Source organism: Peribacillus sp. S4 (assembly GCF_046715815.1).
Classification (GTDB): domain Bacteria; phylum Bacillota; class Bacilli; order Bacillales; family DSM-1321; genus Peribacillus; species Peribacillus frigoritolerans.
Map to the genome: position 1 here is coordinate 3,013,043 of NZ_CP175708.1, position 26,432 is coordinate 3,039,474.

21 protein-coding genes and 3 pseudogenes are annotated in these 26,432 nt (G+C 38.6%); 8 read left to right on the plus strand and 16 right to left on the minus strand.

What is annotated here, in order from left to right; all coding sequences use genetic code 11:
- Window positions 1-74: 74 nt before the first annotated feature.
- Window positions 75-488: a hypothetical protein gene (locus ACJ9PY_RS14260; protein WP_052137265.1), complete on the minus strand. Its 414-nt coding sequence runs from the start codon at window positions 486-488 to the stop codon at window positions 75-77.
- A gap of 78 nt (window positions 489-566) precedes the next feature.
- Window positions 567-758 carry a hypothetical protein gene (locus ACJ9PY_RS14265; protein WP_034307314.1) on the minus strand — a complete coding sequence of 64 codons (192 nt, stop codon included), beginning with the start codon at window positions 756-758 and terminating at the stop codon, window positions 567-569.
- Window positions 759-899: 141 nt separating this feature from the next.
- Between ACJ9PY_RS14265 and ACJ9PY_RS14270 the strand changes: the two genes are divergently transcribed.
- Window positions 900-1,421: a GNAT family N-acetyltransferase gene (locus ACJ9PY_RS14270; RefSeq protein WP_063576011.1), complete on the plus strand. Its 522-nt coding sequence runs from the start codon at window positions 900-902 to the stop codon at window positions 1,419-1,421.
- 40 nt (window positions 1,422-1,461) lie between these two features.
- Here ACJ9PY_RS14270 and ACJ9PY_RS14275 read toward each other — a convergent pair whose 3' ends face one another.
- Complete coding sequence (locus ACJ9PY_RS14275; protein ID WP_411738399.1) at window positions 1,462-3,720, minus strand: HelD family protein; 2,259 nt, start codon at window positions 3,718-3,720, stop codon at window positions 1,462-1,464.
- A gap of 345 nt (window positions 3,721-4,065) precedes the next feature.
- Between ACJ9PY_RS14275 and ACJ9PY_RS14280 the strand changes: the two genes are divergently transcribed.
- Window positions 4,066-4,305, plus strand: coding sequence for a hypothetical protein (locus tag ACJ9PY_RS14280; RefSeq protein WP_057277417.1), 240 nt, complete (start codon window positions 4,066-4,068; stop codon window positions 4,303-4,305).
- Window positions 4,306-5,205: 900 nt separating this feature from the next.
- Here ACJ9PY_RS14280 and ACJ9PY_RS14285 read toward each other — a convergent pair.
- A complete protein-coding gene (locus tag ACJ9PY_RS14285; RefSeq protein ID WP_063576010.1) occupies window positions 5,206-5,607 on the minus strand; it encodes an RDD family protein in 402 nt (133 codons plus the stop codon).
- Window positions 5,608-5,951: 344 nt separating this feature from the next.
- Between ACJ9PY_RS14285 and ACJ9PY_RS14290 the strand changes: the two genes are divergently transcribed.
- Together ACJ9PY_RS14290 and ACJ9PY_RS14295 are read left to right on the plus strand one after the other, a co-directional pair.
- Window positions 5,952-7,571, plus strand: coding sequence for an ABC-F family ATP-binding cassette domain-containing protein (locus ACJ9PY_RS14290; protein ID WP_034307325.1), 1,620 nt, complete (start codon window positions 5,952-5,954; stop codon window positions 7,569-7,571).
- 198 nt (window positions 7,572-7,769) lie between these two features.
- Window positions 7,770-8,042: a hypothetical protein gene (locus tag ACJ9PY_RS14295; RefSeq protein ID WP_057277415.1), complete on the plus strand. Its 273-nt coding sequence runs from the start codon at window positions 7,770-7,772 to the stop codon at window positions 8,040-8,042.
- A gap of 425 nt (window positions 8,043-8,467) precedes the next feature.
- On the opposite strand, the pseudogene ACJ9PY_RS14300 reads toward ACJ9PY_RS14295, so the two are convergent.
- From ACJ9PY_RS14300 to ACJ9PY_RS14355, 12 genes and pseudogenes are all read right to left on the minus strand, one after another.
- Window positions 8,468-8,729 (minus strand): annotated as a pseudogene (locus ACJ9PY_RS14300) (flotillin family protein); the annotation flags it as partial.
- A 415-nt stretch (window positions 8,730-9,144) separates the two neighbouring features.
- Window positions 9,145-10,686, minus strand: a complete 1,542-nt coding sequence (locus ACJ9PY_RS14305; RefSeq protein ID WP_411740284.1) for a glycoside hydrolase family 32 protein — start codon at window positions 10,684-10,686, stop codon at window positions 9,145-9,147.
- Window positions 10,687-10,789: 103 nt separating this feature from the next.
- Complete coding sequence (locus tag ACJ9PY_RS14310) at window positions 10,790-12,253, minus strand: glycoside hydrolase family 68 protein (protein WP_411738400.1); 1,464 nt, start codon at window positions 12,251-12,253, stop codon at window positions 10,790-10,792.
- A 145-nt stretch (window positions 12,254-12,398) separates the two neighbouring features.
- The gene (locus tag ACJ9PY_RS14315) at window positions 12,399-13,676 is read right to left on the minus strand and encodes an ABC transporter substrate-binding protein (RefSeq protein ID WP_411738401.1); all 1,278 of its coding nucleotides are present in this window, start codon (window positions 13,674-13,676) and stop codon (window positions 12,399-12,401) included.
- Window positions 13,673-14,839, minus strand: coding sequence for a response regulator (locus tag ACJ9PY_RS14320; protein ID WP_411738402.1), 1,167 nt, complete (start codon window positions 14,837-14,839; stop codon window positions 13,673-13,675). Before ACJ9PY_RS14320 ends, ACJ9PY_RS14315 begins: the two co-directional genes overlap by 4 nt.
- Complete coding sequence (locus ACJ9PY_RS14325; protein ID WP_411738403.1) at window positions 14,817-16,646, minus strand: sensor histidine kinase; 1,830 nt, start codon at window positions 16,644-16,646, stop codon at window positions 14,817-14,819. Before ACJ9PY_RS14325 ends, ACJ9PY_RS14320 begins: the two co-directional genes overlap by 23 nt.
- Before the next feature lie 267 nt (window positions 16,647-16,913).
- Window positions 16,914-17,456: pseudogene (locus ACJ9PY_RS14330) on the minus strand (FecCD family ABC transporter permease); the annotation flags it as partial.
- A 1,059-nt stretch (window positions 17,457-18,515) separates the two neighbouring features.
- The gene (locus ACJ9PY_RS14335) at window positions 18,516-19,352 is read right to left on the minus strand and encodes an alpha/beta fold hydrolase (protein ID WP_054395612.1); all 837 of its coding nucleotides are present in this window, start codon (window positions 19,350-19,352) and stop codon (window positions 18,516-18,518) included.
- Window positions 19,353-19,742: 390 nt separating this feature from the next.
- Window positions 19,743-20,348, minus strand: a complete 606-nt coding sequence (locus tag ACJ9PY_RS14340) for an alpha/beta hydrolase (RefSeq protein WP_411738404.1) — start codon at window positions 20,346-20,348, stop codon at window positions 19,743-19,745.
- Window positions 20,345-21,301 (minus strand): ring-cleaving dioxygenase, encoded by a 957-nt coding sequence (locus ACJ9PY_RS14345; protein WP_063576002.1) that lies wholly within the window; start codon window positions 21,299-21,301, stop codon window positions 20,345-20,347. Before ACJ9PY_RS14345 ends, ACJ9PY_RS14340 begins: the two co-directional genes overlap by 4 nt.
- A gap of 95 nt (window positions 21,302-21,396) precedes the next feature.
- A complete protein-coding gene (locus ACJ9PY_RS14350) occupies window positions 21,397-22,338 on the minus strand; it encodes a ring-cleaving dioxygenase (protein ID WP_411738405.1) in 942 nt (313 codons plus the stop codon).
- 303 nt (window positions 22,339-22,641) lie between these two features.
- Window positions 22,642-23,377 (minus strand): annotated as a pseudogene (locus tag ACJ9PY_RS14355) (low temperature requirement protein A).
- A 256-nt stretch (window positions 23,378-23,633) separates the two neighbouring features.
- Between ACJ9PY_RS14355 and ACJ9PY_RS14360 the strand changes: the two are divergent.
- From ACJ9PY_RS14360 to ACJ9PY_RS14375, 4 genes are all read left to right on the plus strand, one after another.
- Entirely contained in the window at window positions 23,634-24,203 is a 570-nt protein-coding gene (locus tag ACJ9PY_RS14360) for an NADPH-dependent FMN reductase (RefSeq protein WP_411738406.1), read from the plus strand.
- Between the two features lie 161 nt (window positions 24,204-24,364).
- Window positions 24,365-25,009 (plus strand): isochorismate family cysteine hydrolase YcaC, encoded by a 645-nt coding sequence (gene ycaC / locus ACJ9PY_RS14365; RefSeq protein ID WP_098186427.1) that lies wholly within the window; start codon window positions 24,365-24,367, stop codon window positions 25,007-25,009.
- Window positions 25,010-25,196: 187 nt separating this feature from the next.
- Window positions 25,197-25,841: a hydrolase gene (locus ACJ9PY_RS14370; protein WP_053535280.1), complete on the plus strand. Its 645-nt coding sequence runs from the start codon at window positions 25,197-25,199 to the stop codon at window positions 25,839-25,841.
- Window positions 25,838-26,431 carry an antibiotic biosynthesis monooxygenase gene (locus ACJ9PY_RS14375; RefSeq protein WP_098864718.1) on the plus strand — a complete coding sequence of 198 codons (594 nt, stop codon included), beginning with the start codon at window positions 25,838-25,840 and terminating at the stop codon, window positions 26,429-26,431. Before ACJ9PY_RS14370 ends, ACJ9PY_RS14375 begins: the two co-directional genes overlap by 4 nt.
- The last annotated feature ends 1 nt before the right edge of the window (window position 26,432 follow it).

The following is a 26,432-nucleotide window of genomic DNA, read 5'->3' on the forward strand; positions in this document are numbered from 1 at the left end:
CATTCGTGATGATCATGGAAATCATTACTTTCTCAAAATCAGAAAAGAGAGGACAGATTACGTCCTCTCTCTTTTTATTCTTCTATTTTCAATTTCCCTAACCCGTGTTCTTCAATATGAAGGTGATATTTTTCCTCGAGCTCCATGATACGTTTAAACGCTTCCTCCTGATTGTATTCATGGTTTTCCGACTCCAAGGCGAACTCTTTCCTAGCCAAATGGTAGGCAAGCTTATCCCTGAACACTCCATCTTCATACTCATTTATGACTGTATGAAGTTGATCCTCCAATTCCCTGCTCAGATCATACATTTCGTAATCCTTTATAAACTGTACTCCTTCCATGCCGAAATCTTTCGCAAAGGAATTGATATACTGTTCCATTTCACTGAATTCTTTATTATCTTCAGTATCGGAAGCAACCCAATATCCGTACTGAACCATTTTGAATAATGTTTCATACTGTTTCTTGGTAAAATTGATTTTCATTGACGATACTCCTTTTCCGGTTTCCTTACAACAAAAAGAATAAACCGCAATGGAATAAAAGTCCAATGCGGTTTATTCTCAATCCAATATTTCGGTTACAGAAAAATATGCTGCTTTTTCCGTATCTACGACATAATGGCAATCGCCTTTAACTAAATTATAATAACGGTGCTTTTGAATATTTGAAATCATTTGAGTTGAATCATCACCTTCAACCTCATGCTCTAGTTCTTTGCCGCCCGGAAAATAAAAACCAACTTTCAATTTCATCTTTCTCATCCTTCCCTTCATCTGGTTGATCACTCTTTTATTTCTTATCCTTTCAAAAGCAGTTATAAACATAAATAAAATGCTTATTCACTTTTTCCATGATATTCTAGGGGGAAATATGAAAATCTGAAGGTGTTTTTTATGAAGATAAGGAAAGCCATAGAAGAAGATGTAGATGGAATAGCAATTGTACATATAAACAGCTGGAAAACAACTTATAAAGGAATCCTTCCGGATCAATATTTGTCTTCCATGAATCTGGAAGCCAAAAAGAAAAACTGGCTAAGGAATTTAAAAATGCTGCATAATGCTACCTTTGTTGCGGAAAACGCCAATGGGGAAATCATCGGTTTCGCTGCCGGTGGACCAGAACAAACGAATGATCCGCATTTTCAAGGTGAAGTATATGCCATTTATTTTTTAAAAGAATATCAACAACAGGGACTTGGACGAAAAATGATAAAAGCGGTCATACATGAGCTTATGAAAATGGAACATAAGAATTTAATAATCTGGGCATTAAAGGATAACCCATCATGCGGTTTTTACAAAGCACTTGGAGGTCAAGTGATAGCTGAAAAAACCGTTAAAATGGCAGGCGTCGAGCTTATCGAAGTCGGTTTCGGATGGGAAGATATTCAGGATATCCTTTTGCATCTATGAGCATTTCACGAGGAGGTGGTGGCATTCCACCCTCCCCCTTTCATGTCTCAATAAGGAAAGCATTTTTCTCTTTACCTAAAAAATATAGCCTGTGCAATGGCCTTGTCATTGTTACGTACAGCAATTTGATATCAAGTTCGTTTTCGTGGCAATACGCTTCTTCGAGGGATATTGCAAATACGACATCGAATTCGAGACCTTTGGCTTGATAGGAAGGAACAATCAATGTTTTATCTTTAGGGATGTTTCCCGCTTCATCTATTAAATGAAAGCCTTGATGGAATTCACTTAGTTTCTCATTTGCCAGCTTGCAATCTTTCATCGTTTTGGCAATAACGGCAAACGTTTTAAAACCTTCTCCTTTAAGGGTTGCGATCAGCTCGATCAGTTCTTCTTCCCAACCTTCCTTTTCAATGTAAATGAATTCTGGATCCTTGCCATGCCGGACCACGGGTTCAACTTCCGGGAAATCGTATGTTAACAACTGAAGTATTTCATTAGCTTGTTTCATAATTTCAACAGTTGTTCTGTAGCTTTTTTGTAATTCAGTATACGTCGCCCGAGGGAAAATACGACTGTGAACCTCTTCCCATGTTTGAAGTCCGCGGTATGAATGGATGCCTTGTGCAAGGTCGCCTACAAGTGTGAACATATCGGTATCTACTGCCGTCTTTAGGGCCTGTAACTGCATGAAGCTATAATCCTGTGCCTCATCAATGACAACATTTTTTGCTTTGTTTTCTTTATCGACACCGAAAAGCCGCTCCTGAAGATATAATAGTGCTCCTAAGTCCTCTATCTCATAACTATTAGCAGAAAATAATTTATGATTGTACTCACATAAAACCCTGGCATCTTCAACAGTAAGCTTACCGTTGCTGTATGAGGCGAGGCGCTCTGGATCTTGGTATAATTCCTGATAGTACTCCAGGAGATCTTTACTTTTGAATTGCTTAAAATACGCTTTTACAGAAGAACGGATCGCCTTTTGGATCTGTCCTATCCTTTCCTCTTTTTTATCGAGGCATTTTGTAACAAATTCCTTGCGTATGACTGGATCGATATTCTTATAGAGCGCCTTCTCGATTTTGGCATCATAAAGATCAACAACACGTTCAAGCATTGTTTTCTTTTTTAATTTCACTTCATTTTGTAAAATGGCCTTCAGTTTGTCCAGCCTGCTGTATAACGGTAAATACCAATAATCCTCTTCCAATAATCTAATGAACTTCTTAGCGGAATAGAGGCGATATTTATCACAATAAAAATCAGCATCCGGATGAAACCCACTGAAAATATCCTTTATATATTCGTCCAATATATATTTAAAGGCAGGGGATCCTTTCAGACCTGATATCCAGACGGCTGAATTAATTTCTTCATCATCTTTTTCCAGCAATCGCGTTAATTTATCATCATTTATAAGCTTCACTTGCTTTCCTATCGCTGCCTGAACATATTCGGAAAACGTGAATTGTTTTACCTTTTCGACACCCAATTCAGGTAAAGCTTCAGATATGTAATCAATGAATACCCGGCTCGGAGCAAGAATCATTAATTGTCGCGGATCGAACAAGTCTTTATAGTGGTAAATGAAATAAGAGATCCTATGTAAAGCGATTGTGGTTTTACCGCTGCCCGCTGCGCCCTGGACAATGATAGGTTTATTCAAATCTGCCCGAATGATTTTATTCTGTTCTTCCTGGATCGTGGTGATGATATCCGTCAATCGATTGCTGGAACTCTTGGAAAGGGATTCCTGCAACAATTCATCCGTTGTTGTCAAATCAATGTCCCTTATCTCCTCCAAGACACCTTCTTCTATCATTAGCTGTCTTTTTAAAGTGATGTTCCCGCTGAATGTCTCCCCTTCCGCTTCATATTCTATTTCACCAATCCGTCCCTCATAATACAGATTTGCAATCGGTGAACGCCAATCGACGATGATCTGTTCCTGGCTTTCCCTCTGATAAAGAGATGCTTTTCCGAAATAAAGGACTTCGCCTCTCTCCCCATCATTCCTTTCAAAATCCACTCTTGCAAAGTAAGGTTTTTTACTTGCTTTGCGTAAACTTTCAAGTTCGGTTTTGGACATCTCAAAAAAGTTGGCCGTCGTCAGCAGCTGTGAATATAACGCTGATTCAGACCAATCGGCATCGCCAAAGGCTTCTTGCATATTCCGCTGAAATTGATCTTTGCTTGTTTCAGATGTTTTGATGACTACATCGATATAACGTTTTGTAAAATCCAGCCGCTGTCGTTCCTGTTCAAAATCAGGGTGATTACCCAATGAAATCACTCCCCTTCCTTGTATATTGATCAAACTTATTAAAATGCCGATGCTAAGACGAAATGGACATTTATACTATCAGAAAAGCCAATCGTTGACAAATCTGGAGACAGAATTATATAGTTGTAATGTACCTTCCCTGATATTTCATATAATTCGAAGAATACACGATATATTCCAGATTGGATTTAGCTTTGGTATGTTGACTTATGCTGAGACCTTCATGGATATGCCTTTCTTCTGTAATTGTCATCAACTCTTAACATAAATAATGCAACTTTAATGTTTTATCGGAAACTGACATTATATACTTAAATGACATTACATAACTTTTTTAAGAAAGCGGGTCCTGTCATGGAAATAAATCAAAAACAACCAATGCTATCCCCTAAATTAATCCATGAACTTGAAATCTTATCATCCAAAACACAAATGCCTATTTCTGAATTACTGGAAATATCCGTAATTTCACTGCTGGAAAAAGTGAATGATACAAAAGAACTTAATGTTGGACTTAATAATAAAGAAATGATTTTAAGAAATAAAATCATCATCAATCAAAATAAAGAGGTTTTGAATAACAAAAGCACTTGACCATTAAGGTTAAGTGCTCAGAATGTAGACAAACTCAATGAAAATTGAGTTTGTCTACATTTTTTTCTTGTACAAATTCGGACGTGATTTCCACTTCAGGCACTCGCTTTCCGCGGGCGGTCCGGGAGCCTCCTCGGCATGGCCTGCGGGGTCTCCCTTGGCCACGTTTTTCCCGCAGGAGTCTCGTACCTTACGTTCCAATCAACTGGAACGTTTTTTAAAATAAAAACTGCAGACTGGTCTATTCCGAATCAAGTTTATTTTATCCTTTGAATTTTTCTCCTGTGCTCCTTATTGGATGGAAGAAATTTGCGACACTCCTGCCGAATAACTAGCTAGCCGAGACCCCACAGACGCTTGCGTCGAGGAGGCTTGGCAGGCAGTCGGCGGAAAGGGAGCGGGATTCTGAGATCAACTCGAACGTTTTTGAGGGTTAGTAAATCTGATCGTTGATTTCCACTCCAGGCACTCGCTCCAATCAACTAGGTTTAAAAACTTGGATAGAACAGATTTTCTATCGAATAACAGCCGCTGATAGAAAGTTAATAAGTGCTGAACACGTATTCGTCGGTTCCACACATGGGAAAGCCAATGCGAATAAGCGCAAATTTGAAAAGAAAATTGTACGCAAAGAAACATGAGCATATCAAGGACGTCTTCAAAATGAAATAAATCAAGATCGTAAGCACTTGACCATTAAGGTTAAGTGCTCTTTAGCTTCCTAACTGCCACTGTATTACTGCTATAGATATTCTATCGTGGTTTCCAATGTAATATTTATACCTAAATACCGTACAATAAAGTATTCGGCTAAATTTCCTCCATATTTAAAAAATCATATCGGTTTGAATCTGTATTTTCGCAAAAGAAAAAGCAGCTATTAAACTGCTTATCCGTTATTCATGGTTCATTTGATGTCACGTATGTACCTGCTATGAAATCATGTATCGATCTATGGTCTTTCCTTATGCCAACCATGAATGCACTGACAATAAACCCTATCCCTAATGTAATGGCATATACCAAAGCAGCAACTAAATACCTCAATAGCATAGTGCCTATGCCTAATTTTTTGCCGTCCATCCTTACTATGCGTATTCCCATAATCCTTTTACCAACTGTATAGCCATACCATAGTATCGGGACAATCACCATGTAAAGAAAGTTAAAAAGAGTTGAAAAATTTTCGTTTTCCCAATCACCGGTAATCACCCCGAAAATTATCGCTAATGGTGCTGATACTATTATGCCGTCCAAAACACCTGCAAAAAGACGTTTCCAAAAACCTACTGAATCACTCATATATGTTCCTCCCATTGTATTAGTTACAGTTACCTATATTACCAATTATAAAGTTGTTGTGTAATGAGACTTTATACCCATAATCATATTCAATAAAAAAATAGTACTTACATTTATAGGTTGCAATTTATAAACAAAATTAAATCCTTGTGTAATTTTTGCTTATAAACGTTTGTTTTTACTAATCTGCCTTTAATTTTCCTAAGAAATAAGATACAATTTAAATGATGCACAGTTTAAAACATACAAGATTGTAAACTGCTGTTTGTATGAATCAGCGTAAAACTAATGAAACAAAGTGTTGAACACGTTGAAACAAAAGTATTTTGGAGGAATGTAAATAAATGATTACAGTAAATAATGTTGGTTTACGTTATGGCGATCGTAAACTGTTTGAAGATGTTAATATAAAATTCACTCCTGGTAACTGCTATGGCCTGATTGGTGCGAATGGTGCCGGTAAATCCACTTTCTTAAAAATCCTTTCAGGTGAAATTGAAGCACAATCCGGTGATGTCCATATGGGGCCAGGCGAACGCCTTGCCGTTCTAAAACAGGATCACTTCGCTTATGAAGAGGAAGAAGTCCTTAAAGTCGTCATTATGGGACATGAAAGATTATATGAAGTCATGCAAGAAAAAGATGCCATCTATATGAAGGAAAACTTCACCGACGAAGACGGAATGAAAGCGGCCGAGCTTGAAGGGGAATTTGCCGAATTAAACGGATGGGAAGCTGAACCCGAAGCTTCAATCCTCTTAAAAGGCCTTGGGATTACAGAAGACCTGCATACGAAGAAAATGGCTGAATTGAACGGTGGCGACAAAGTTAAAGTATTGCTTGCCCAGGCACTATTCGGTAAACCGGATGTTCTATTACTGGATGAGCCTACCAACCACTTGGACTTAAAAGCGATCAAATGGCTGGAAGAATTCCTAATCAACTTTGAAAACACTGTTATCGTAGTTTCCCATGACCGTTACTTCCTTAACAAGGTTTGTACACATATCGCGGATCTTGATTTCGGTAAAATCAAAGTTTATATCGGTAACTATGACTTCTGGTATGAATCAAGCCAGCTTGCCCTTAAACTGACTCAAGATGCCAATAAGAAAAAAGAAGAAAAAATCAAAGAGCTTCAAAATTTCATCGCGCGTTTCAGTGCCAATGCATCCAAATCGAGCCAGGCTACATCCCGTAAGAAATTATTGGATAAAATCAGCTTGGATGACATCGAGCCTTCTTCACGCCGCTATCCATATGTCGGCTTTACTCCTGAACGTGAAATCGGGAACGACCTGCTTCGTGTAGATGGAATCTCGAAAACGATCGATGGCGTAAAAATATTGGATAATGTCAGCTTCACGATGAATAAAGGCGATAAAATTGCATTTGTCGGTAAAGATGAGATTGCTAAAACAACAATGTTCAAAATCTTGGCAGGTGAAATCGAACCGGATGGCGGCTCATTCAAATGGGGCGTTACAACCTCTCAGGCTTACTTCCCTAAAGATAATGCTGAATTCTTTGAAGGTGTCGATTTAAATCTTGTCGATTGGCTCCGTCAATATTCTCCTAATGACCAGAGCGAAAGCTTCCTGCGCGGTTTCTTGGGCAGGATGTTATTCTCTGGCGATGAAGTCACGAAAAAGGCAAGTGTACTTTCAGGGGGCGAAAAAGTCCGCTGTATGCTTTCCAAAATGATGTTAAGCGGTTCGAACGTCCTGATGCTTGATGAACCTACCAACCATCTGGACTTAGAGTCGATTACAGCATTAAACAACGGTTTAATCAGCTTTAAAGGATCTATGATCTTCTCTTCTCATGATCATCAGTTCATCCAAACTATTGCTAACCGGATCATTGAACTTACTCCAAAAGGTACAGTCGATAAGCAAATGAGTTATGATGAGTACCTTGAAAATGGCGAATTGCAAAAACAAGTCGCTGAAATGTACAAATAATACTTTTATGAAAGCACATCCTTATTGGATGTGCTTTTTTCGTTCGCTTTTCCTTCTGCCTGCATTTATTCCATACCTTTAATGTATTGAAGGCATAAAAAACACGCTGCAATAAATATAATAATATTCCCTGAAAGATGAGCCCTGAATAATTTCATGGATAAAAAGGTATATTGGTAAGGAAGGAGTGAGTTAGAATTGGATGGTCATACAGTGAAAAATATTTTTGATGATACAGGATATCTTTTTTTATATGATAAATTCAGTTATCATTTTTATATATCCGGATTGTTCGATGTAGTGGAACAAGAAAAAGTAATCTCGGATTTTTTAAATTCTTATAGCTTCGATGATAAAAACCCTCTCTTTTTTGACGACTTTTCCTACTACTTTAATTGCTTTCATTATTCACACCAGAAACAAAGGATGATGAATTACTTGAAAACCGAGTATGACGAACATATTTGTTAAGTAGTATAAAAGGCCAGATAAACTGTCAAAACTATTCAAAAAAAGGTAAGAGTATAATCGTCCCTTACCTGAGACTATAGGCAAACTTGATTAAAATTGAGTTTGCCTACAGTTTTTTTATGGTTGTACGATTTAGATGTTGATTTCCGCTCCAGGCACTCGCTTTCCGCGGGCGGTCCGGGAAGCCTCCTCGGCGCCTTTGCGCCTGCGGGGTCTCCCCTGGACGCGTTTTCCCCGCAGGAGTCTCGCACCTTTCTCTCCAATCAACTTTGGTTTAACTTTTAGATAATAGTAGTCTACAAACCGTAGCTCCCTTGTCTATATGATTGGACCAACAGTTTTTTGCCTATACAATTGGGGTGTTGATTTCCGAACCCACTTTGTCTACATACTGGGGTAAGTGCCCCTTAAATTCCCCCCTGTTATTCTTCCTTTCTTGCTGCCATATTCATGTTCGCTTCGGCTCGCTTGATTCGCGATTTTTTCTCTGCATCGACGAGCTATATCACCCTCCCTCACCTGCGTAATCCTTGGCTTTCCAAGCGACTCATGATATCCATTTTTATCCCAAACGTCTTTATTGGTGGACGTTACGATAATGAGTCCCACTTTAGCTAAGTCGTTCGAGGCTGCCCACTGTAACTCCTAGGGAAACTTTTCACTGTTTTTATAAATTTCCTCGACTGTCTTATGTGAGAATTAAAGAATATATATGGTATATGATTATCCATTAATCCCAAGTGCTTCTGGGAGAAATTAAACCTAAAATTGTATCTTTTCCGTAAGGTGTTTTTGGTGTTAAGAACTAAGGTTCTGTTCAGAAAACCTAAGTTTCTTAACACATTTTAGCTGAAGGATTTATGAGGATTTTCCTCATCTGTTTATGTTCAATAACTCATACATTTATATATGATCAGTTAATATAACAAAGATAAGTTTCAGTACATATAAGACAGTCTTAGCTTATAGAAATCGGGCTTTTTTATGTCGAAATTGCTAAATGTTGGTGGGGCCCCTTTTAGTAAATTTTCATATTTGAAGAGTTATTTCTTATAAAAGAATATATGTGTACTCATATGAAAGGTATCTGCCAAGATGAGATTCAATTAATCGGATCAAAATGTGTAACCTTCATATTCTTAAAGATCGCTTTGCCGCCCTCAGAGAAGAGAGTAATTCCCTTATCTTCGGCATGAGGGAATATTAAGTTTGAATAAGCAACCTTTCCATCATCCACAAAAACTTCAATACTCGTTTTATCGACGAGAATCTTTAAATGTACCTTCTTCTTACTGACATCAAATGGTGCAGTACTTTCAACCAACAGATTCGTTTCGTCAGGTTGATCTGTGAATACCCGATTGACATAAGAGTAATTTCCTTCTGCAGAGATGCCTACGTCAACGTGGCGTTTTTGATCATCTGACTCCCTGAGCCTAAATCCTGCATTCTTAAAATCCGACCATGTGAGATCCGCCTCTATTTGATAGGCATCTCCTTTAAAATCAAGTGTTTCCGAGCCATCCACTTCGATTTTATTAAAAGAATTCGTTGAGCTTGTCAATTCTTTTAATGCTTCTGAAGGCTGTGAAGAAAGATAATACTTATTCTCCCCTTCACGCTTTAGTTCAATTTGACGGACGATCGAATCCATTCCGTTAAACCCTTCTTTTAATGTCGGAGTATTGTTGGCGTAGGCCCAGTTATTCATCCAAGCGAGGGCATAGCGTTTGTCTAATTTGTCACTTGCCTTGCCATCTTCAAACGTTACTCCGCCATACCAATCGAAACCGTAGTCTAGCCATTGCGGTTCATTGTTATCTGGAAGAAATTCCGTTCCATTAAACGTTCCTGTCCAGTATGCATAGGTGTTGGGTTTCCCTGCTTCTTTTCCGTTTGCACTGACGCCCAGCACCCACTTTACTGTCCCGTCTTCAGCGCGGATCTGGTAAAGGTCAGGGCACTCTAAAACTCCAATGTTCTTAGTGGAAAAACTGCTCGTATAGCGCCAATCTTTCAGGTTATAAGACTCATAAAAACCTATTTTCGATCCTTCGGCCATGGTCATGACCCATTTTTGATTCGTGTTATCCCAGATGATTTTTGGATCTCTAAAATCCTTCGTTCCTGGATTTTTCATAATAGGCTCGTCACTGTAAGAGGTAAACGTATTTCCTTTGTCCGTACTGTACCATAGAAATTGTTCTTGTTTCTGGCCATCCTTAGATGGTTGTGTTACGATCGCCACAAAAGCCCCTTTTCCAAACCCAGCTGTATTTTCCTTGTCAAACACGACAGACCCTGTCCATGGATCCCCATTTTGATTCGTATATTTTGGAATGGCAATTCCTTCATCCTTCCAGTGAATCAAATCTTTAGAGGTGGCATGTCGCCATTCTGTACCATTGCCATCCGGGTAATCTCCATTATAAAGGTAAAAATAATGATAATTTCCTTCATAGTAAAGGAGCTTCTGTGGATCGTTTTTCCAATGATCAGGAGAAGTAAAATGATAGGCAGCCCGGTATGAGTGCTTTTCTACCTTATTTGGCGGATTAGCTTCTTTTGTTTTATAAAATGAATGAATTAAAATTCCTGTGCAAATAACCATCCATAATCCAAGAAAGAATAATCCAACCATCATATATTTCTTTTTGTTCACTTAAACTCACCACTTTTCTCTTTTAAAATAGAAAAAAGAAAATGCCAAGTTTTCCTGACATTTTCTTTTTCTTTTCATTGGGTAACTACTTAACCGTAATCTGGCCTTGTTCAAGAATACTGTCTTTTACTACCGATGTTTGTTTCCCTTTAATGTTAAGCTGGAAGCTTGGGGCAAAGGTAGATTTATTGTCTTCAAAATAACCTCTGTTTGTCATGTAGCTTGTCACTACAACATTATCACTGCCAGCCTGCGGGATCGCATAGTGTGCATAGTTCCAAGTGATGTCATATGGATCTAGATCCTGATGCAGGACGATGCCCGTTTTATTTAATGGTTTATATGGGCCAGTTAAGGAATTTGACGTGTAGCCTAACATGTAAATATCTTGATTATCGATTCCATCAATGGTCATTTTTGATCCTCTTGAACTTGTGAATAAATACCACTTGCCGTCCTTTTTAAAGATGTTTGGACGTTCGATTTCATCTGTGACCGTATTTGAAACAATCAATGGCTTCATTTCTTTTTTCAATGTATAATCGTCGTTTACTTCAATAATTCCAATTGCACCGTTTGCAAGTTCAGCTAACTCTTTTTTAGGGCTTTGCAAAAGTTTGTTTTTCTCACCCTGGAAGAATTTATTGCTGTTGCCATAATAAGCTCTATTGTATAGCGATTCTTCGCCTTGGTAGCCATATTCTGTACCCGTATTTGCTTCAAACACAAGGTATTTGCGGCCGTTGTCTTCTACATAGTGAGGGTCTCTGAAGGTATGATTATCAGAGGAATTTCCGTCCTCTACAAATTTATCTACAGTTTGGTAGTACTTGCTGTCTTTGCCTTCATAGATGGATTTGTAATCCTCAACACCATCCACTTTTAATGTTTCAGAATCTGACTCTGAAAGGTTTACTTGAGCGGTTGTCAAGGTTTGTTTCCCATAATTCCCTGACTCAGGTTTATACGGTTCACGGTTTGTATAGAATAAGCGAACTTCCCCGTCCTCAGTGAAGGTTGCAGAACCTGACCACTCTTCGGCTTGCTCTTTTAGGTAAGGATCATTTGGAACGTTTTTATCATTGTCATCAAAAACTCTTCCAGCATTCTTCCAAGCATCAAGGGAGTTGTCGCCCACTTTTTTGTAGAATATGTAGATGAACGTATCACTCGCGTTTTTAGGATCGCCTGCTAATCCAAAAACGATATGATATCCTTTGTACTCTGCAACAGTTCCATCAGCGTTTTGCAATGGCCATGTATCCCATACATCTAAATCAATGGTTTCGCCTGATTCCGTTACTTTTTTGGCAGAAGGGATGTTTTTAATTGTGGATTCGTCAAACCTAGGAACGGCATATCTAGTATCACCGTGCTGATTAATCATATCTTTCATAGCTGATCGAGTGATTTGTGAAGTATCGTACGTTTCTTTGTAATCCGCCGGATCCTTTGGAGCTGCAAATGATTGGGTGACAGTACCGCTTAATAGAATGCCAGTACTGAGTATTCCTGCTGTTGCCTGTTTGGCAAGCCTGCTAAAGTTCATAAATCTTCCTCCTCGTTTTATGTGTTTGCTAGTACAATAGAATTATAGGCGATTCCTGAAAAGAGAGGTATGCCACATATTGATTGGAATTTAGTCGTATATTGATATCGCAGTTGTAAAAGGCAAAAAAAGCCCCGGCAAGAGGCTATTCCTTCGAAAACCTCTCCCAGGACTTCTGATATTCATTGAGCAGCTGATTGCGGTTCAGCTGTTTCCCGACATAGAGCTGAGTCGCGGCTCCGAATTCTTCCCTAATTTCAACAGGGAAGTGAAACCAGTTAGATGGGACGGTGTTCCCATCTTTGTAATTTCGAAGTGTTTCTTCTGCGAGCGGCCCTATATCATCAGTTTTAATGTTCTTAAACGCAGGAATGAATTTGAATTCTTCCGTCATGAACCGTTTTCCTTGTTCTGACAACACCATCCAATTTAAAAATTTCTTGGCTTCTTTTTTCTTTTCAGGAATGGACTGTTTATTTACGGCCCAATAATTTGGAACGCTGACGACAAGGGCTTCCTTTAAAGGTCGGTCATTAATCGGAATCGGCATAAAACCGATGTTCATGTCAGGCGAAGCTTGATCGATCATCGGCTGAATCCAGTTGCCTTGCTGAATGATGGCTGCTTTTCCGGAGGTAAACAGATTCACTTCCATTGTATAGTCCGTAGACAGTGGATTATCGTTTCCGTACTTTATGGTGAGATCCAGCAGGGCAAGGAGATCCTTAAATGTTTGATTGGTACTGATTTTTTCCGTTCCGTTATTTAAATTTCTTATAAAAGCATCAGTATCCTTTTGCTGGGCAAAAGCAACATTCATTAGATGGTCTCCCAATTTCCAGTCTTCATAATAGCCTGTTGCAAAGGGAGTAATGCCTGCATTCTGCAGCTTTTCGGCAGCTGCTGTCAATTCAGAAAGAGTGGCGGGCTGGTCAGTAATGCCGGCTTGTTTAAATAGATCCTTATTATAGATAAAGCCATACCCTTCAAGGTTAACCGGCATTCCGTAAATTTTCCCGTCCAATGTGACTGGCGTCAGGGATTCTTTGTATGCTTGATTAATCCAGGGCTCCCCTGAAAGATCCTCCAGATAGTTCCGCCACAGCTTGGCATTTTCATAGCCGCTGTTTGTAAAGATATCCGGACCAGTGCCGGTCGCCATTTCGGCTTTTAGGTCGGCGAGGTCATCCATTGCCCCTCCAACAGTATGTACCCTGATATTGACGTGAGGATTTTCCCGTTCATAAGCACGCGTCATTTCTTCAAATTGAGTGGAGATTTCCACTTTCGGATTCCTTAAATCCAGCGTGATTTTCCGCTCTGTCTTTTTTGTTTTTTCTGGAGGGGCTTCATCCTGACATGCAGAAAGAGGCAGGCTGACGGCTCCGATTAACAAAAGGGATAAAAACCTGTTTTTCATCATGTCACCCCTTTAGATTCATGTTGATCGTTCCTGTTCCTGAACTCAAAAGGCGTCATGCCGACGACCTTTTTAAATAGCTTTGAAAAGTAGATTTCATCTTGATAGCCAAGCATGGTAGAGATGGAATAAATGCTTTTGTCTTTTTGTTTCAGCCACGACTTTGCTTGGCTGATTCTAAGCTCCGTGATGTATTTGGACAGGGTCATTCCGGTTTCTTGCTTATACTTTCTTGAGATATGCTCGCGGCTTAAAAAGAAAACATTCGACAGCTTTTCCAGACTCAAATCCTCCATATAATACATGTCAACATAGGAAACCATGTCTTCCATGCGGCGAGCGGCATCTATTTCATCCAGACGGTGGATGGATCGGAAGTTTTGTTCCTCGAGCTTTTTCTGCAGAGCCTGAAACGAGGTCCTGATATCCGATAAAGTTTCGACCTGCTCTTCAGTTACAAGCCTTACCGGGATATCGAACTCCTGGCTGATCCATTCCTCAACGGAGAGCCATTGATCGCGAATGGTGATAACAAGGCAGAGGTTAAGATCCGTCTGCAGGGAAAACGCATTTCCAAATTTGCGGTCCGTAAGCTCATCTGAAAGCTTTTGGATATAGAGATCCGGATTGTGCATCTGGTAAAAGGAGAGCAGCGTCAGCATATAGCCCTCCGATTCAGGAAGAAACTCGGCCAGGCTGCTTGAATCCGAACGGTCCCCCAGACATATCGCAGTGGCTAACTGGTTTCTCCGCAGTTTTTTCACATCTTCCAGCACTTCAGCATGTTCAAAGTCATCCTTCCAGGCTTGTACCGATTTTTCCAGTGTATGATTGAACGCCTCATACTCAATCGGCTTCAGCAGGTAATCAAAGCTGCTGTGCTGAATGGCTTTGCGCATATAGGAATAATCGTTATAACCAGTAATGAAAATAACTTTCCCAGGATAGGAAATGGAATCCAGCCACTCAATCAGTTCGATTCCGCCCATACCAGGCATTTTCACGTCTGTAAAGATAATCTCCGGGCGTTCTTTTTCAATCAGTGCTTTTGCCTCATGGCCATTTTTGGCTTCCAATAGCTTGGTGATGCCATGAGTTTCCCACTGGCCTAAATGGCGTATGACGTCCCGCACATTGAATTCATCATCGACAATCAGTGCTTTCACCGTGTTCATCTCCTTTCCTGAAGTAAGTCTTTATCATTCCCAAGGGGCTCTTTATCGGGATCCTCATGCTGACGGAAAACCCCAGCCCGTCATTCGAATCTACTTTCATTTCTGCACTTGGTCCATACCCTAGAAGCAGCCTGTCACGAATATTCTTCAGGCCTATATGTTCATGCGAATAAGTCCCTTCGTAAGGGGGTGTATAGATATGTTCCCGTAGTGTCTGAAGCTCTTCTTCCCTCAGACCCGGACCATCATTCTCAACAGTAAAGCACAGATCGTTTCCTTGTTTTTCCCCGTTAATGGACAAATGAGCGTTGCTGTACCCTTCCTCATACGTGTGTTTAAAGAAATTCTCTGCCAGGGGCTGCAGAATCATACTTGGAATAGTCATGTCCAAAATGGACTCATCGATATTGACCGAATAACTTACATTTTCACCAAAACGCTCTGTTTGAAGGGAGAGGTACGCTTTTGTATACTCAGCTTCATCCCGAACCCGTACCCATTGATCTGCCTGCATTGAGTAGCGCATCATTTTGGACAGCGAAGTCAGCAATTGATAGACCTTTGGTGCATTCGACCTGAGGGCAACAGCGCCGATGGATTGTAAAGCGTTAAACAAAAAATGAGGATTAACCTGTGATTTTAACGCCCTGAACTGGTTCTTCCTGTTTTCAATTTCAAGCTTATATTCACGGTCAATGTGGGAATTGATCCGGTTCATCATGTCCTTCATGTGGGACTCCAAATGGCCAATTTCATCGCTTCTGGTATCATCAAAAGGGACATTCATATTTCCGCCTTCAATGGAGCGGACTTTGCTGCTCAGCCTCGTAATGGGACGGGTAATCCTATTTGAGATAATGCCTATCATCAGCAAACCCAGTATTCCTACGCCGATGCCGACAAGGATATTGGTATAGGCAGTTTTCCTGACATCTTCATATAAAGCCTGACTCGACATGACCTTAATCAATTTCCAGCCGTTCAGTGACCCTGATAACTCTTTTGATAAGAGAATATCGTCATCATGCCGGCTCCTATTCCCGTCAAGACGTTGCTTTTCTTCGGCAGGAAGAGGTTTTCCAATCAGGGCACGATCATTTGCATACATGACACGATCTTTTGAATCAATAAGCAAAACTGAAGATGCGTCTCCCTGGACAAGGTTATTGCAAATGCGGGCGTATTCGCCCAAATCAATGTCGATTGTAATCATCCCAAGAAACTTTTTAGAAAGAACGTCTATAATTTTGTGGTGAAAAGTCATCACCATCGTTTTGTCCGATTTTGGAACAATGGCTGCATTATTGTAATTCTCAAGAGGGTGGGGCGGCTCAATCAAATATTGTGAGTCAGATGTATACAGCTGTTTGATCGGGTCCCGGTTCAGAAAATCCGGCTGATACCTGTGTGTGCTGACCATTGCATTATAGACAGTAAATGACTCATTGTTTTTAGCAATATAGAAACGGATTTGCCGGAATTCGTTTCTCATTAGATAAAAGGTTTCAAGACTCTTTTCCATGGTCATAGGGTTGAAATATATGGAGTCTTCGAAGCCGTTTTTAAAAATCCGAAACAGATCAGGGTTGCGGTACAGAATATATGGAAAATCAATCATGTCGTCAAAATACTGCTCCAGTTCATCCGCATTCTTCTGAAGCTGCTCCCGGCTGTTTTCAAGTTCATACTGCTCCACACTGTTTTTTGTGTAAGTGTAGATGAAAAAAACGGACAGGAAATAGGGCAGAACGATGAAAATCAGCAGCATGATCAATAAACGGCTTTGTATGCTTTTCAAAGGAGGCACCCCCTTTCGCAGAAGGCTATTTTTTTAGTCTGATCTTATCTTCTCACTTTAGCATCCTAAAACTATATCAAATCAAAAAACCAAGTCAATCATGCTTAAGTAGGATTCGTGTAAGTGCATGTATCGTTATATTTCGCAGTTCGGGCTTATATTATGTTCCAATTTGCGCTGCGCCAGAGATTTGAAGATGATAAGGCAAACACAAAAAAAGCTGAAGACATCTTCAGCTTTTACAAAAATTATGCTTTTTCTCCTACTCTTCATTAACAAAAACATTAAATAAGGAGCCCCTATTAAAGCGATCATAATCCCCGCAGGTATGTCTTTGGGTTCAAGTATGTTTCTTCCGATAGTATCTGCCACAAGCAGCATCCAGGCGCTGATCATAATCGCTAACGGCAGGAAGAGCTGATTTCGAGGTCCGACCAGAGCTTTTGCAAAGTGCGGACCCTGAGCCCGACAAAGGCGCTGCCTCCTGTGACAAAGACAGCTGCTGCTGCTGCAAGCGAAACCGATGTCAGCAACAGGATCGCCCTTTTTTTCAACTGATACCCCTAAGCCTATTGCCTATTGGCATAGGTTCACTCAACCCAAAAAGATTCAGCCGAGTCGCTTTGTACAATGTAAAGGGGATGAGAATAGCAGGTCTGCACCCCATATGTTCCCTGACAGCCAATTTGTAATAAAATCCACCTTTTGTCAATCATCAGATGAAATAAGGACAAGCATCAGACCTGAGAGGACCACAGAAAATCCCACCCCGGTTAATACAAGTTTGACTGGCTGCATTCCCGCAGTCCGTCTTCGTAATTGTCACAAGAGGTGGTAATTCGATGGCTTCAGAAGGTTTCAAACAGCAACTACATCATGTAACTTGTCGTAACTTTATGTAAAGCATTCGAAGCTTCAATAAAGTAATCATTGTCTAAAGTAATCATTGTCTAATTTGAACCAATAAAGTTCCGATTTAGATTTATAGTATCCTGCCCTGTTCATCCTGAACCCATAAAACAATCCAATACTGTTTCCCCTTCATTGGTTATAGTTACGAGAATAAATTAATTAACTCAGTAACTATATTAGGCAAAATTTATCTTCCATTTACATTAACTTTAGAAGATATTCGTCAAAATATGATGAATTATGAAAAGGATATGTCTGGACTATATTAGTATGGGGAACGGCTGTAGGGTTTTATACAAAGTATAAATTTCCTACAAGTATGCATTTGAATATCGAAGATTCTATTAACTCTTATAGGAGTAGCTGCTAGTTTAAATAAAATAATTAAATAAACATCCACATAAATATAACTTTAAAACAATCGAATAATTCAAAGTAGAGATAGAATTGATAAACAGTTGATAGAGAGACTGAAAGAAGAAAAAGTCATTCACTCTTTCAGTTAAAGACGGTTTCGATGCAAGGACGGAAATGGGAAATAAATATAAAGTAAGCCTTTACCACTTTGGGCAAAGGCTCCTTTTTTGACGAGTTTCTTCTATTAACTAGGAAGGTATTAGACTGCCTTTTTCCTTTAGAAATACATTTATAACAATTAAGGTCAAGTACATCTCGGGGTGCCCTAGATCTGCTAATAGCTATAATACTGTATATATCACAGCTAACTTTTTTATTGCAGAACCCCAAAAATGCAATTGCAGTTAACAAAAAGGGTATTGAAAAGTGTAGAATTATCCAATCAATCCCTGATATCAATGTAATAATAATTGCTACGAGTGATTTATACTAAAAGTAAGCAACACTCTACTTCTGCTTCATATTAAGAGTTTTCCTACAACCTTATAAAAAGAAAGACTGCTCCTCCTTCTCATTTGAAATAGGATTGTCATTACTTTATTAATCTTTTAAAAATGTTAGTAACGCTTCATTAAATTCTTTTGGATGAGTTGCGTTTAATCCATGCGGACCACCCTTTATTAGAGCGAGCTTACTACCAGGAATGGAATCATATGTACGTTTTCCACTTAACTCAAAAGGTACAGTTGCATCAGAGTCACCGTGAATAATAAGAGTAGGTATATTGAACTTTTCCAAGTCCTTTCTAAAATCTGTCTTACTAAAGGCCGTTATACAATCGAGCGTACCCTTAGGTGAGGCACTGGCTGCAATATCCCGATTATATAAACGGAATGGCTCACTAACTAAATCTGTTTGATTACCCGCCGCGAAAAATCCCTTCGTAAATTTGTCAAGAAATGCAAGGCGGTCATTAATCACGCCACTTTTGAATTCTTCAATTGTTGCATCATCTAATGCTCCTTCAGGATTATCCTCTGATTTGTATAAATAAGGAGGAACTGCTCCAGCAAAAACAGCCTTTTCAATACGATCTGTTCCATACGTACTAATGTATCGAGCTACCTCACCTCCACCCATAGAAAAACCAACAAGTGTGACATTTTGAAGATCTAAATGTTCTAACAGTTTATGTAAATCGGAAGCAAATGTTTCATATTCATATCCTTCCCATGGCTGGGATGACTTTCCGAATCCTCGACGATCATATGTTATGACTCTGTAACCCGCTTCAATAAGAGCTGGCACCTGATATTCCCAAGAGCGTCCACTTAAAGGCCAACCATGTATTAAGACAACCGGTTTCCCTGAACCCTGGTCCTCATAATAAAGTTCAATTGGAGCATGATTTTCATTACCTACAGTAAATTTTGCCATATAAATTTCCTCCCATGAATTAAACCTATATTCTTGCTTCTCTAAAAAAAACTCTTCACTCCAAAACATTTAACATATTTTTTGCAAAATGTTTATAGGATTATTATATTCCCTACTATCGAAATTGTAAAATTATTCAAAAAATATCAAATCAACTAATATTATTAGATTCAATTTATTTAAACCAAGGTGTGTAAATTATTAAAAAATATTGAAAAAACTAAACTGAAAAATCGAATTAAAGATTTCTAAGCAACTCCAATTGGGGTATCTCCAATTAAGTTGGAATTAGGAATCACAGCCCTTCCTAAAACATCAAGGCTTATTTATCCGATTTCACTCTGCGAATTTTAAGTTATTTACAAAAAAATTAATTTGTATTTCTAAAGTTTAAAAGACCCTACGATACCAGTGAGCCGCAGCTTCAACTTCATCAACAGTCAATTGATGCCCCCTATTTTCCCAATGAATTTCAACTTTTGCATTAGCCTTTTCAAATAAGGATTGAAGTTCAGTAGATTCCATCGGCGAACATATAGGATCATTTTTACCAGCAGCAATAAAAACTGATTTTCCTGACAAATCAGGAAGAACAATTCCTTTTCTCGGTACCATCGGGTGATGGAGACTGGCTCCCTTTAATGCATTTTGATAGTGAAATAATAAACTAGCAGCTATATTAGCTCCATTTGAGTATCCAAAGGCAATCATGTTTTCTCGATCAAAATTATACTTTGCAGCAGAATCATCAAGAAACTCATATAATTCTTTTGTACGGAAAATCAGATCTTCCTCATCGAATACACCTTCAGCTAATCTCCGAAAGAATCGAGGCATTCCATTTTCCAATACATTTCCGCGGACACTTAGCACTGAAGCCTCGTCATCAATTCTTCCCGCTATAGGTAATAAATCTAATTCATTTCCGCCAGTACCATGTAGTAATAATAACGTTGGTTTCGTTGAATCTTTACCCTTATTAAATATATGTTTCATGATTGATCTCCCTCCAGAACGCGAACTTCCACATTAGGTAAGGCTTCTTCTAATTCTTCTCGGTTTGGCTCCAGCCAGGATGGCAACATCAGTTTACTTCCAAGCTCAGCGACAGCTTCATCAACGGAAAAGCCTGGCGGATCTGTCGCTATTTCAAAAAGGATACCGCCTTGTTCATGGAAATACACAGCTTTGAAGTAGTTTCGATCACGAATCTCAGTCGGATAATACTCCTTATCTTGAAGAAGTGTTCTCCATCTCAATAGATCTTGGTCATCCTTTGCCCTCCATGCGATATGGTGAACAGTTCCAGCCCCTTTTAACCCGCGAACCGAAGGAGTTAGCTTAATATCAATTGTATTTCCAAACTGACCATCCGATTTAAACCTAAGGAAGCTCGCTTCTTGCCCAAGACATTCGAGCCCTAATACGTTTTCAAGCACATTTGCAGTTTTATTAGGCTGAGTTGAAATTAATATAGCTCCACCAAACCCTTTAATTGCAACCTCTGAATCGACTTCCCCAAAACTCCAAGTATTTTTTGGCCCTTCATTTCGTTCCACTAATTCAATTTCGAGACCATCTGGATCTTGAAATTGTAAATATTTTTCTCCAAAACGTACTGATTGAATAAACCTGATTCTAAATTTCCCTAAACGATTTTCCCAAAATTTAATCGATTGATTCGGGATTATAAAACTGGTTACTCCAACCTGTCCTGTTCCAATTCGGCCTTTTAACTGCTTTGACCACGGAAAAAAAGTTATAACAGATCCAGGTTGACCAGTTTCATTTCCAAAATAAAGATGATAGACTTCTGGACGATCAAAGTTTATCGTCTTTTTTACAAGTCTTAACCCCAGTATGCCAGCATAAAAATCAATACTTCTTTGGGCATCGTTCACCATTGCTGTTATATGATGGATCCCTGTTGTTTTTTGCAACCTCACCATTCCCATTCTCTTCATTAATTTGATCAAGAAATTAATTAGGTCTCTCTATGGAAAAATCTCACCTAACTTTGCTTAATTTGTACCAGCTAACCAGCTCACAACTCTAATTCTCTTACCTCAAATGGTAATAAACTTTGTTTAATCTTCCCTCTAGACTGTTCATACTGCTCTGGCAACATTAATTTTTCTCCCATCGTCGCTTCAGGTTCATCGTGAGCAAATCCTGGAGGATCTGTTGCAATCTCAAAGAGAATTTCCCCGTGTTCTTTAAAGTAAATCGCATTAAAATAGTTTCGATCTCGTACAGGAGTTACCCCATATCCGTTTTCCTCAACATATTTTTGCCATTCCAATTGGTCTTGATCATCCTTTGCCCGCCATGCAATGTGGTGTACGGTTCCAGCACCCATTGTCCCGCGTCCTATTGTCGTTAATTTTAAGTCAATAACATTGCCAATTTCTGCTGAAGAACGGTAACGTGCAAAGTCGCCATCCTTGCCGATTAATTCTAGTCCCAATATGTTTTCTAACAATAAAGCCGTTTTGTCAGGATGGGTCGATAATAAAGTAGCACCGCCAAAGCCTTTAATAGCTACCTCAGGTGTTACCCCGCCAAAGGTCCATGCATTTACTTCCCCTTCTTCCCTTTCAACAATTTCCAAGTGTAGCCCATGAGGGTCATCAAATTCCAAGTATTCCTCGCTAAAGCGCTCCCTTACGGTAAAAGGAATATTGAAGGATTCCAGTCTTTTTTTCCAGAACTTCATAGCTCCTTTTGGAACAACATACGATGTAACGCCTACTTGACCATCACCAATTTTCCCTTGACTAGCTCCTGCCCATGGAAAAAATGTCATGATTGTTCCTGGTTTTCCACCCTCATTACCAAAATAAAGATGGTAGGTACCTGGGTCATCAAAATTGACAGTTTTTTTCACTAAACGTAAACCTAATACACCTGCATAGAAATCAACATTCTCTTGAGGATGACCAACAATTGCAGTAATGTGGTGAATACCCATCGTTTTTTTACTCATTTTATTTTCACTCCTCTTTTTATTTCTGGTTAGACACTAACCTTAAAAAAGCATCGCCAATTTGTCGATAATTGTATATGCGACTTTATGGGTGTTTTTTCCTTTGTCCAAAGTTTTTATTGTCTATAAATATTGGATCTTTAATTTTATTAAAATAAGAAGCATGGAAAAATTATTCACAATACCCATTTTTTATTTCAATCAACTTATGGATAAACTGATTCAATATCATATGGAAGTAATACCAATATATACAAATAAACCAGCACTATAGATTGATACTGGTTTAATTGATGCTTTTATTTATGTAGTTGTTAATTTAGCATAGATGATGAAAAACAGGGTTAATTGTCCTATTATCATAATATTTGGTACTACTACAATCAAATTAATAACAAAAAAGACTGGTAAATCCCTAAAAACAAGCAAAAATGATAAATTTTCAAACGGTGTTGTTCAAACCTATATTGATGAAAAACAAGTGGGCTGTATTAGTCGGAACCTTTTCTAAACACTTTCTTCCAAGCAGTGGGATAATAATATCGATAAGAATTACGAAATACAACACAGCATACCGAATCCAAGAATCAAAAAAGACGGATAATATTGAAATAACGATTCCAATCCAAAAATATCTTCCTAGAAAGAGTGCTCCTTGCTTACGAACTCCTGCTTCTATCCGCTGGAAAAAAAAATTGGATCGCAGTCACGGCCCTTAACCCAATATAACCTATTAAAAAAGAAAGATAATAAGGATCAAAATCTGCTGACAAGCTTGATGTCATTATTAGGACAAAAACATTTGCAGGATCAAAAAGATTCGTTAATAAAATAAATCTTTTCCGAAACGGTTAACAAAGATGGTTTGCCTCTCCCTAACCCACCAGATCGGAATAAAAATTAAGACAAATTTCACTAAATACTCTATATGGATATGACCATCTTCAACATGAAGTAAAACATGAGTTGCAACCGCAACCATCGCCACAAACAACAAATCATAAAATAGTTCTAACCACGCAACTTTCTTTTCTTCCATTTCTGCACTCCCTCCAATTTTTTTATAGTTAATAAATTCGGAAATATATGGTTATTTAAAGAGGACATTAGTCTATTTGCCATAGCTTGCAAACACAAGCCAATAATAAGAAAACTAATGAGAAACCCTTACATCCTAGATTATTTGTACTAAACACCTCATTAAATTAAACAGTTTGATGATTAGGCATAAAGCCACTTTTTTTACGTTGGTATATCATGGTATGATGAGGTGATTTTAACAAGGGAGGAAATATATGACAAAAACTATAGGCCTTATTTGTGGTAGTTTACGAAAAAACTCTTATAATCGAATCATTGCTCAATCATTAACAGAGATGGATGATTCCCATCAATTTCGTTGGATCGAGATAAATAATCTACCTTTGTTTAATGAAGACTTAGAAATAAGTGTTCCAGAAACAGTGACATCATTTAAATCTGCTATCCAGGACGTTGACGGTATCATTATTGTAAGTCCAGAGTACAATTCTGGAATTCCAGGCGTATTAAAGAATGCATTGGACTGGGCATCAAGACCCCGGGAATCCGCAGTTCTTAGCAGAAAACCGGTTGGCCTAATCGGAGCAACTCCTGGGGGGTTAGGTACTGTTTATGCTCAGATGCAAATCAGAGAAATACTAGAAACTATGCAAGTTCATGTTCTTCCATTTCAAAAAGTACTGATTTCTCAAGTACATCAAAAGATTGATTCCGATAAGAAAGTGCTTACTGACGAACAAACAAAACGTTATCTTCAGCGTTATTTACAACAATTTATAAATTGGATAGATAAAACTCTTGTTTTAGATAAAGAAGTAGAGTAAGCATTTTTAAAAATAAATCTGACGTTTTTTCTGATTTTTAAGAAAATTATTGGCATAAATATAAGTTTAGTTATAAAGTGATTGCGGAAAATGAAGAAATTTATGGTAAATAATCCAATGTTTAAACTTTCTTCATTACTTTAATTTAGGAGGAATACATAATGTCTGATCTCTATTCTCGTATTAATAAAGATGAAGCTGTCGTTCTTTTAGTGGATCATCAAACTGGCCTTATGGCTGGACTTGTTCGTGACTATGGTGTTGATGAATTTAAGAACAATGTTTTGGCTCTTGCTCGTACTGCTAAGTTTTTTGATTTACCAGTTATTTTAACAACAAGCTTTGAAAACGGACCTAATGGACCACTTATGCAGGAATTGGTTGATCTTTTTCCTAACGCTCCAAAAATAGCTCGTCCTGGACAAATTAACGCATGGGATAATGACGATTTTGTAAAAGCAATCGAAAAAACTGGAAAAAAACAACTTATTATCGCGGGCGTAGTTACAGATGTATGCGTTGCCTTCCCTGCACTTTCCGCTATAAAAGCTGGGTATGAAGTTTTTGCTGTTACTGATGCTTCAGGAACTTTCAGTAAACAAGTTGCAGAAGCTGCCAATACGCGTATGGCACATAGTGGCGTGCAACTTATGAACTGGTTTAGCGTAGCTTGCGAACTACAACGCGATTGGCGCAACGATGTCGAAGGTTTTGGCAATTTGCTTGCTAGTAATCTTCCAGGTTATCAAAATGTAATTGGAAGCTATATGGGAGCTCAGCGAGATCTTAGTAAACAAAATGCATAAATTTATTCTTAAGAACTAGCTATAAATCAATCACTTTTTTAAAAGTGGATAGTATAAATTTAGCGCTGATTTAATCAGCGCTCCTTTTTAAATTAAGAAGTATAGCAAGGCTTTTATTTTTTCGATTACAGCTGAAACTAATAATTGCCTTTTAGATGAAACAATTTAAAAAAAGGAGTGTTTTATTATGAGTAATTTAGAATTGTTAACTCCGGAGAACAGTGCATTAATTTTGATCGATTTTCAGCCTCAAATGACTTTTGGAGTTGCAAGCATTGACAGACAAACATTAATGAATAACGTTATGCTGCTTGCTAAATCAGCAAAAGCTTTTAACGTACCCACTATTCTTACTACAGTTGAAACACAAAGCTTTTCTGGTTATTTTTGGCCACAAATCCTTGACATATTCCCAAACCATGAAATTATAGAACGTAGTTCAATGAACTCTTGGGAAGATTCAAAATTTGTTGAGGCAGTTAAAGCAACAGGTAGAAAGAAATTGATATTTGCAGCACTTTGGACTGAAGTTTGTCTTGCATTCCCTGTGCTTGAAGCAATTAAAGCTGGCTATGAAGTTTATGCAGTTGATGATGCTTCAGGTGGCACAAGTTTGACAGCACATAACGCTGCTATGCGTCGTGTAGAACAAGCTGGAGCAATTCCAGTGACAGCAATTCAAGTTTTACTTGAATACCAACGTGACTGGGCACGCAAAGACACTTATGATGCTGTTATGGAAATTGTAAAAGAACACACTGGCGCTTATGGTCAAGGCGTGGAATACGCATATACTATGGTACATGGCGCGCCTCCAAGCAGGAAAATATGAATCAAGAAAAAGTAACTGTCGGAGAAACTCAAACAGGGAACTCTATGGATGCCGGTGGTCCAGTTACAACGATTGTTACATGGGAAATTCAAGAAGGTAGAGAAAAACAGTTTGAAATATGGAGACATGAAATTGAAGCTGCCGCTACTAAATTTCCAGGGCATTTAGGCGTAAATCTAATAGTCCCCAATAACGGATCCAGAGAGTATACTGTTGTTTTTCGCTTTAATACGTATGATCATCTTCGTGCTTGGCAAGAATCAGATATTCGTCGAGATTTGTTAAAAAAGGCAGAACCATTTCAAGCTACTAATCCAACGTACAAAACTGAAAGCAGTTTGGCATATTGGTTTGTTACTCCGAAAACGCCAGTTCCGCCGCCAAAATGGAAAATGTCCATTGTTACCGTTCTTGGTGTATGGCCTCTTAGCATGTTGGTTCCTATAGTGGTAGGACCTATAATAAAAAATATGAATCATATTTTGTCAACTTTTTTTGTTTCGGTATGTATAGTGTCTTTGCTATCATGGGTAGTAATGCCCGTTCTCGGTAAAATATTTCATCCATGGTTACAGAATAATAGGAAGTAAA

What these genes read in the sequence shown, in the direction of transcription:
- ACJ9PY_RS14260 (WP_052137265.1), bottom strand. Translation starts at nt 488, where the DNA reads ATGAAAATCAATTTTACCAAGAAACAGTATGAAACATTATTCAAAATG.
- ACJ9PY_RS14265 (WP_034307314.1), bottom strand. Translation starts at nt 758, where the DNA reads ATGAAATTGAAAGTTGGTTTTTATTTTCCGGGCGGCAAAGAACTAGAG.
- ACJ9PY_RS14270 (WP_063576011.1), top strand. Translation starts at nt 900, where the DNA reads ATGAAGATAAGGAAAGCCATAGAAGAAGATGTAGATGGAATAGCAATT.
- ACJ9PY_RS14280 (WP_057277417.1), top strand. Translation starts at nt 4,066, where the DNA reads ATGGAAATAAATCAAAAACAACCAATGCTATCCCCTAAATTAATCCAT.
- ACJ9PY_RS14285 (WP_063576010.1), bottom strand. Translation starts at nt 5,607, where the DNA reads ATGAGTGATTCAGTAGGTTTTTGGAAACGTCTTTTTGCAGGTGTTTTG.
- ACJ9PY_RS14290 (WP_034307325.1), top strand. Translation starts at nt 5,952, where the DNA reads ATGATTACAGTAAATAATGTTGGTTTACGTTATGGCGATCGTAAACTG.
- ACJ9PY_RS14305 (WP_411740284.1), bottom strand. Translation starts at nt 10,686, where the DNA reads ATGATGGTTGGATTATTCTTTCTTGGATTATGGATGGTTATTTGCACA.
- ACJ9PY_RS14310 (WP_411738400.1), bottom strand. Translation starts at nt 12,253, where the DNA reads ATGAACTTTAGCAGGCTTGCCAAACAGGCAACAGCAGGAATACTCAGT.
- ACJ9PY_RS14315 (WP_411738401.1), bottom strand. Translation starts at nt 13,676, where the DNA reads ATGATGAAAAACAGGTTTTTATCCCTTTTGTTAATCGGAGCCGTCAGC.
- ACJ9PY_RS14335 (WP_054395612.1), bottom strand. Translation starts at nt 19,352, where the DNA reads ATGGCAAAATTTACTGTAGGTAATGAAAATCATGCTCCAATTGAACTT.
- ACJ9PY_RS14340 (WP_411738404.1), bottom strand. Translation starts at nt 20,348, where the DNA reads ATGAAACATATATTTAATAAGGGTAAAGATTCAACGAAACCAACGTTA.
- ACJ9PY_RS14345 (WP_063576002.1), bottom strand. Translation starts at nt 21,301, where the DNA reads ATGGTGAGGTTGCAAAAAACAACAGGGATCCATCATATAACAGCAATG.
- ACJ9PY_RS14350 (WP_411738405.1), bottom strand. Translation starts at nt 22,338, where the DNA reads ATGAGTAAAAAAACGATGGGTATTCACCACATTACTGCAATTGTTGGT.
- ACJ9PY_RS14360 (WP_411738406.1), top strand. Translation starts at nt 23,634, where the DNA reads ATGACAAAAACTATAGGCCTTATTTGTGGTAGTTTACGAAAAAACTCT.
- ycaC (WP_098186427.1), top strand. Translation starts at nt 24,365, where the DNA reads ATGTCTGATCTCTATTCTCGTATTAATAAAGATGAAGCTGTCGTTCTT.
- ACJ9PY_RS14370 (WP_053535280.1), top strand. Translation starts at nt 25,197, where the DNA reads ATGAGTAATTTAGAATTGTTAACTCCGGAGAACAGTGCATTAATTTTG.
- ACJ9PY_RS14375 (WP_098864718.1), top strand. Translation starts at nt 25,838, where the DNA reads ATGAATCAAGAAAAAGTAACTGTCGGAGAAACTCAAACAGGGAACTCT.